We start from the raw sequence: 6,745 nt of genomic DNA, 5'->3' as shown, positions 1-6,745 counted from the left end.
AGCCTGCAGATCAAAAACAAGTTTTGAGTCAGAAATACCCTTATTGTTATAATAATGAAATTGTTGGAATTTGTCAAGTAGTTTTTTGTTTCTGTTGGGTAACATTTGCTTTCTGTGTATAACACTAAAGTAATTTGGTCTTTCAAGATGATGAAAGGTAATGCAGGGAATTTAACCATAGGAGAAAATTAGGGCTTTTCAGTTTGATCTTTTGTTATAATAATAGGCTTATGTTCTTAACTAAAAACAATGCTTAGAGGCTTTCTCTTGATTTTTATATTCACAGTGTTCATGCCGCTGTCAAACGCTGATGCGAGGAAATATATCAGAATTGTTGGGTCTTCAGCTGTTTTTCCTTTTATCTCATTTATAGCTGAGGATTTCAACCGTGTATTCTCCTTTAAAACTCCAGTTGTGGAATCAATAGGAAGTGGGCCAGGGTTCAAAATGTTTTGCTTAGGGATAGGGGAAGACACGCCAGATATCGCTGCTTCGTCTCGTCCTATAAAAGATGCAGAAAGGGAGCTATGCAAAAGGAATAAAGTTGATGAAATGATAGAGATTATTATTGGCTATGCTGGAGTTGTAATCGCAAACTCCAATCAAAGCCATAGATTTGACTTCTCAAAAAAGGATTTATTTGAAACTTTGTCTGCATATTCTCAAGAGAATGATAAGCTGGTAAAAAATAATAAGAAGCTTTGGTCTGATGTAAGCCAGGCCTTACCAAAAACAGAAATTGAAATTTATGGTCCACATCAAAATACAGGTACGTACGAAACTTTGATTAATTCTATTATGCTCGATCAATACTCATGCATGAATTCAAGGATTTTCAAAGAGAATTATGAAGATCAGGAGGAAAGAAAGAAAGCTTGTAGTAGTATAAGGGACGATGGAAGGTATAAGGAAGTTGGGATTAATGAAAACATAATAATACAAAAGTTGAAAAGCAACAAGAACGCTTTGGGAATATTTAGTTTTAGTTTTTTGATGAGGAACCAGGATAAAATACAAGGAAGCACAATTGCAGGCATTGAGCCAACTTATGAAAATATATCATCGGGAAAATATATATTAGCAAGGCCTCTATATCTTTATATAAAGAAAGAACACTTGAATACCGTTGATGGATTAAGAGAGTTCATTAGAGAAGTTATCGATTCTATCAGTACTGAAGATGGGTACCTATCTAAGCTCGGTCTGATCCCACTTTCAAGTGAAGACATAAAGAAAGTTTCAGCAAAAGTTCATGATATAGTGTAATATCTTTCTGCTCTGTTCTATGGAAAATCATCAGCACTTGCAAACGTTGCGTTCAATTGCATTTATTGTTGGAGTATTTCTATTGGTCTTTAGCTTAACAATGGTCATTCCTGCTATTACTAATAAGTATCTGGGCTACGAATGGAAAAATTTTCTAGCTGGGTTTGTGATCACTTGCACATCTGGCACAATTTTTGTTTTATTAGGCAAATTAAGCAGATTGCATGGAATGCCAGTAGTTTTTGCGATTACCAGTTGTGCTTGGATTGCTTTATCCCTATTTGCAGCTATTCCATTTTATCTTGATAGTCTGGACTATGTTGATGCATTGTTTGAAACGATATCTGGCTTTACCACAACAGGGGCAACTGTGTTTAGTAATGTTGAAAAGCTATCTCCAGGAATACTGCTGTGGAGAGCAATGCTGCATAGTATAGGTGGCTTTGGCATAATTACTACAGGAATTGCAGTTCTTCCTATGCTCAGGGTTCTGAGTCTAAATAATTTACTCTATTCTGAATGTTCAGATGCTACAAAAAGAAGATTACCAAACACGCGAAGTGTAGTGATTCATGCTACAGCAATATATTATGGCCTAATTTTGTTGTGCATATTTTCCTATTATCTGGCTGGTATGCCATTATTTGATGCAATATGCCACGGAATGTCCGCTGTATCAACTGGTGGGTTTGCTAACTATAACGATTCCATAGGGCACTATAATGATCCGTTACTAGAAGTTATAACAATCATTTTCATGATCTTAGGTTCTTTGCCTTTTCTTAGCTATTTAAAAATCATAAGACGGTCAGACATTTACCGCGATGAACAGGTCTCTTACTTTACTGGGATAGTCATCGTCTCATCTTTATTTGCTTGTTTTTGGTTGTACAAAAATGTTGATTTAGGAGCATCATTGTCATTTAGATATAGCGCATTTACCATCACCTCTTTTATTACGTCAACTGGCTATGTGGTGTGCAATTACGTGGATTGGGGCTTTATTTCAGTCTTAGCTTTTTTTCTAACCTTTATTGGTGGATGTGGAGGTTCTGCGAGTGGTGGAATCAAAACTTTCCGTTTGATTGTTTTTTTAAGGTTCATAGGAAATCGCTTTCGCCTTTTATTAGATTCTAATAATGCAGGTGATAGGGTGAAATTTAATGGTAAAATTCTAGAAGACGACAAAGTTCACTCTATATTTACGTTTTTTGCAATTTACATATTAACGTTCACTATATCATCAATAGTGATGTCTTACTTAGGCAATATGGATTTTATAACTAGCATTAGCGCAGTTTCTGCAACGCTTACGAACTCTGGTCCAGGGTTCAGTAACTTAATCGGTCCTTCGGGTAATTATTCCTCCTTCAGCAGTGGAGTAAAACTATTTCTGTCATTTTTAATGCTGCTTGGCAGGCTTGAAATATTGCCAATCTATTTCTGTATAGGCAACTTATTCTTATTTCACAGAAGAGAGTAGTTTAGCTGCCTAAAAGGTCGAGAAATAGTTTCCTTAGTATTGGAAATTACATAATATACATTATGGAAAATATGAGAAACACAGCCACCAGATTAGCGCTCAAAAATGCTTAAGTGACAAAAACTTATGTATTCCACTGGGTTATCAACAGGGTTATTCACAATGCCGTGAATAATCCTGACTATGTCTAAATAAGAAAAATGGTATCTCGGTGAGAAGTAAGGAAGAAGGTCTTCCCTTCTTCCTACTTATCTTATGCTTTTACTCCCTGAGCAAAAGGGTTCTGTTTTTGTGCGTCAGTTTCTTCCACTTTGCTGCTAGGTTTTGACACCGCATATGTAATACCACCAGCAATAAGTCCAACTAATAGCGCACTAGCTAAAGCTATGCCAGCTATAGCTAATATTGGTAATGCAACACCAGTAGCAAAACATCCAACACCAACTGCTAATCCAGCCATAGCCCCACAAGCAATACCAATTTTTGTTGCTTTATTAGCTGCCATCCTAGTTTCATATTGAAGAATTTTGTCTAGCATATCCTGATCTCCAGCTAAAAGACCTTTAATTTTTTCACGATCATCTTTTTCTATACCAGCGAAAACTTCTTTTAATATACCTTTGTCACTGGCTGCACCTAAAATAGCTTTAATGCTTTCCTGATATCCTCAAGTATAGCGTAGCCAAGCGGTGTTAAAGTACCTTCTATACCATCTGGGGACTTCTTAGATAAACTTGGATTAGTAAGAACTTCTCTTAATATACCTTGCTCTTTGGCTGCATCTAAAATAACTTTAACTACTTCCTGATTTTTATACATAGCCAAACCAAGCGGTGTTAAAGTATCTTCCATACCATTTGAGAACTACTGTATATCTGCAGTAGTAAGAATTGCCAGTAAATTATCCTTCGAAACTTCTTGTAGAATCTCAGCAACATTGCCCCGACCGGTTATTGCGTTCTGTAACTTATCATATAATTCCTGTTGTTTTTCTGTTAAACCAGACATATAATTACCTCCATAAATCTACTAAGCTTAATTATTACATATCTCGGCAAAGAAGTCAGAAATGGACAAGATATTAATAATCACACACACTCAAACAAGAAAAAGGTGTTCAAGCAAACACATCAAACTGCACAATTAACAGAGCTGCAAATTCCTTAAATGACACCAACAGTTGATAGTAGGTGGTTTCTAAGTCTGAAGCATGAGTTAATAAATTATTATGATTTTTACTAAAATACTAATATAGTTAAGCTTTAATAGTGAGGTGTGAGAAATGAGAGAAATAAGAACAACAAAAAATCGTCATGACTGTGCAAATGATGGCACTTGCGGTAAATTTATACAAAGTTGTAAGATTTCGGATAGCGATATTTCTTTTTTTGATGGTAGTGGAAAGTTAATTACCAAAGTGCCTAAACTGCCAAAGTATTCTGGTGACAAATATGTAAATCAGTTGTACAAAGAAGCTGAGTCAAAGCAGTTTCACTATCCTCCCACTGATATACAAAATGTATTGCCCAACAGTTTAACCGTTAAACACGGATATATAAATTGTACTGTGAAATATGATAGCTTATCTGAGCAAGAGAAAAATCAAATAGAAACGGACATTAAAAACGCATATGAGGCATTCAAGGAAAAGTTTTGCCTAGAAAATAGTAATGCAAGTTACGATATCACAGTCTATATTTTCAACAATAGAAGCGATTATACAAAGTACAACAATCTTCTAAATATAGATGAAGATGGTGGTCCAGGTTATATTATAAGAGGAGTAACAGACTACCATAATATTTTAACGTACAAACAAGATTCAATGGATGCCGTTCTAGGTCATGAGCTAGGTCATATATTTCAATTACGTTTTTCACCAGCAGGAGCAGTACGGAGTTTGAATTGGATTGATACTGAATTCATAGCGAATGTTATCGGGCAAGAGGCAGAAGAAAAAAACTACAGAGCTATTTGCAAGTGGCTTGGTGTAGATGAGTATTCGAACTATGGACCATCGGGATTTAAATTCAAATACAAAGGTACAACTGGTATTGTATACCGCAAGAACCTTTCAGAAGAAGAGAAATTTCAAATTATACAACGTGTCAAGAATTCTGGACTAGATCGATATGAGGACTCTGAATGGGGCGGGATTAGATTCAAATATCAAAATACAACTGGTATTATACACCGTAGGAACCTTTCAGAAGAAAAGAAATTTCAAATTATACAGGATATCAAGAGTTCTTATAAGTTGCTTACTAGTGAATGTGATGGATTGGGAAATGATAGTACAACTTTATCGATTCGTTTGGATGAAAAGAATAATATAGATGGCATGTATTTTTATAATCTAAACAAAAATATACGCAAACAATTAGATAAGACTTTTATAAGCAGAAGTAAACCTGAAGAAGAGGTAAATGAAGTGCAACATACAGGCACAAGAGAACCAACAGAACATCAACCAGTATTGCCAAGTCCAAAAATGATTAACGTCGGCAGAAGTAAACCTGAAGAAGAGGTAAATGAAGTGAAGCATACAGGCACAGGGGAACCAACGAAGCATCAACCAGTATTGCCGAATTCAAAAATAATCAACGTCGAAGGTACAAACTTCAAGTTGAAAGTGCATTACGATCAAATAGATGAGAAAGATCTTCTTATGATTGAAAAATATGTTAACTATATTTTCAATGCCTATAAAGAGAGGCATGCTTTAGACGTTAATGCAAACACTGTACTTGAAAGCTACATATACAACAACTTAGAGGATTATCATAATGCACATCCATGGACACGCAGTGTAGCAGGAGGGCACGCTCAAGGTTTAAATCAATATGTACCCCATAAAGGAAGTCATTTTATAGGAGAACTTTTAGCACATGAAATTTGCCACTCTCTCAATCATTATAATCAGCAAAATCATGGTATCCCTAGGCCAAGTTGTGGTTATGTAGGACATGATGATGCGAGCCACTTTGGATGGGATTTGAGAAAAGAATTAGATGCTATAAAATTAGGTAATAGTCAAAAAGAGTCAAATACAGGAAAAAGTCAAGAGTCAAATGAGGTGAATTCAGGATCAGAGAAAGGAAAACCCCAGAGTCAGGAAGAGTTGAATAAAGTAAAATATACAGGCTCAAAGGAAGAACAAAGTAAAGTAGAAGAGAGCCAACAAGACACTCAACAATCAGTTATTTTTCAAGCGCTTGACTACATTATTGGTTCCATTTCATCATTCTTTTCATGGTTATTTGGCTCTAAAGAGAAAGAACAACCTACTCAACAATCTGATGATAACCTTTCTTTGCTTAAGTTTGATGTGAGCGAATTAGATCACGACGTTGGAGATCACTTGTCAGACAATCACAACCATTATCACTCATCTGATGATCTAATATAGCAACTCCCCTACCCTTCTTAGTTGTGCCTATGGCTTTTCAAATACGAGAAGGTAGTTATTTAAACAATTAAATGAAGGATTAAGTAAATCATCCTGAAATTCTTGCTTTTTTGTTACGCAAAGAAATGACTTTTATTTCATTAGATCTCTTGCATTATGGTTTAGGAGAAACGCAGAGGAGCACAGTAAAATGCTTGGAGTATCCCAGCCGATAACGCGTAGCGAAATGACGGTTTTTCAAATTTTCAGGATATCATCCAAGCAGCCCCCTCTCCTGTCATTCTAGTACCTTCTTTTCTTGTCATCTTAACCCCTACGGTGTCATCCCAGTGCCTCCTTCTCCCGTCATTCCAGCACTCTCTTCTCGTCACCCCAGTAGCCCCTCTTCTTGTCATCCCAGTGCTCCGACACTTGTATCTTGTATCTGGGATCTCATTTCACTTTATGACAACATTTGTTGTAAAAATGAATGTTCGTTCATAAATTGCAATTAGCTATAAGTGTTAATAAATTTACCAAATGAGAAAAAGGACAAAAGAAGCCCTGGTCAGTATTTATTTTCAGTATTGGCGTTTTTATGTCTTAAA

7 protein-coding genes are annotated in these 6,745 nt (G+C 35.8%); 3 read left to right on the top strand and 4 right to left on the bottom strand.

All coding sequences use genetic code 11. From position 1 onward, the window contains the following. The first annotated feature begins 249 nt into the window (after positions 1-249). Positions 250-1,266, top strand: a complete 1,017-nt coding sequence (locus DM84_RS04020) for a substrate-binding domain-containing protein (RefSeq protein ID WP_250778485.1) — start codon at positions 250-252, stop codon at positions 1,264-1,266. 19 nt (positions 1,267-1,285) lie between these two features. Then, positions 1,286-2,749 carry a TrkH family potassium uptake protein gene (locus DM84_RS04015; protein WP_250778483.1) on the top strand — a complete coding sequence of 488 codons (1,464 nt, stop codon included), beginning with the start codon at positions 1,286-1,288 and terminating at the stop codon, positions 2,747-2,749. A 253-nt stretch (positions 2,750-3,002) separates the two neighbouring features. On the opposite strand, the gene DM84_RS04010 is transcribed toward DM84_RS04015, so the two are convergent. From DM84_RS04010 to DM84_RS04000, 3 genes are all read right to left on the bottom strand, one after another. Further along, positions 3,003-3,287: a hypothetical protein gene (locus DM84_RS04010; protein WP_250778481.1), complete on the bottom strand. Its 285-nt coding sequence runs from the start codon at positions 3,285-3,287 to the stop codon at positions 3,003-3,005. 98 nt (positions 3,288-3,385) lie between these two features. After that, a complete protein-coding gene (locus DM84_RS04005) occupies positions 3,386-3,601 on the bottom strand; it encodes a hypothetical protein (RefSeq protein ID WP_250778478.1) in 216 nt (71 codons plus the stop codon). Between the two features lie 12 nt (positions 3,602-3,613). Then, positions 3,614-3,757, bottom strand: a complete 144-nt coding sequence (locus DM84_RS04000) for a hypothetical protein (protein WP_250778476.1) — start codon at positions 3,755-3,757, stop codon at positions 3,614-3,616. A gap of 274 nt (positions 3,758-4,031) precedes the next feature. On the opposite strand from DM84_RS04000, the gene DM84_RS03995 reads away from it, so the two are divergent. Beyond that, positions 4,032-6,158, top strand: a complete 2,127-nt coding sequence (locus DM84_RS03995; RefSeq protein WP_250778474.1) for a hypothetical protein — start codon at positions 4,032-4,034, stop codon at positions 6,156-6,158. A 245-nt stretch (positions 6,159-6,403) separates the two neighbouring features. Here the strand turns inward: DM84_RS03995 and DM84_RS03990 are convergent, their stop codons facing one another. After that, on the bottom strand, positions 6,404-6,553 hold the full coding sequence (locus tag DM84_RS03990) for a hypothetical protein (RefSeq protein ID WP_250778472.1): 150 nt from the start codon (positions 6,551-6,553) through the stop codon (positions 6,404-6,406). Positions 6,554-6,745 lie beyond the last annotated feature (192 nt).

It is taken from the genome of Wolbachia pipientis, assembly GCF_023661085.1.
Lineage (GTDB): Bacteria > Pseudomonadota > Alphaproteobacteria > Rickettsiales > Anaplasmataceae > Wolbachia.
The sequence above is the reverse complement of the archived record's forward strand: the minus strand, read 5'-3'. Positions and strand labels throughout refer to the sequence as shown.

What these genes read in the sequence shown, in the direction of transcription:
- DM84_RS03990 (WP_250778472.1), bottom strand. Translation starts at nt 6,553, where the DNA reads ATGACAAGAAGAGGGGCTACTGGGGTGACGAGAAGAGAGTGCTGGAAT.
- DM84_RS04020 (WP_250778485.1), top strand. Translation starts at nt 250, where the DNA reads ATGCTTAGAGGCTTTCTCTTGATTTTTATATTCACAGTGTTCATGCCG.
- DM84_RS04015 (WP_250778483.1), top strand. Translation starts at nt 1,286, where the DNA reads ATGGAAAATCATCAGCACTTGCAAACGTTGCGTTCAATTGCATTTATT.
- DM84_RS04000 (WP_250778476.1), bottom strand. Translation starts at nt 3,757, where the DNA reads ATGTCTGGTTTAACAGAAAAACAACAGGAATTATATGATAAGTTACAG.
- DM84_RS03995 (WP_250778474.1), top strand. Translation starts at nt 4,032, where the DNA reads ATGAGAGAAATAAGAACAACAAAAAATCGTCATGACTGTGCAAATGAT.
- DM84_RS04005 (WP_250778478.1), bottom strand. Translation starts at nt 3,601, where the DNA reads ATGGAAGATACTTTAACACCGCTTGGTTTGGCTATGTATAAAAATCAG.
- DM84_RS04010 (WP_250778481.1), bottom strand. Translation starts at nt 3,287, where the DNA reads ATGCTAGACAAAATTCTTCAATATGAAACTAGGATGGCAGCTAATAAA.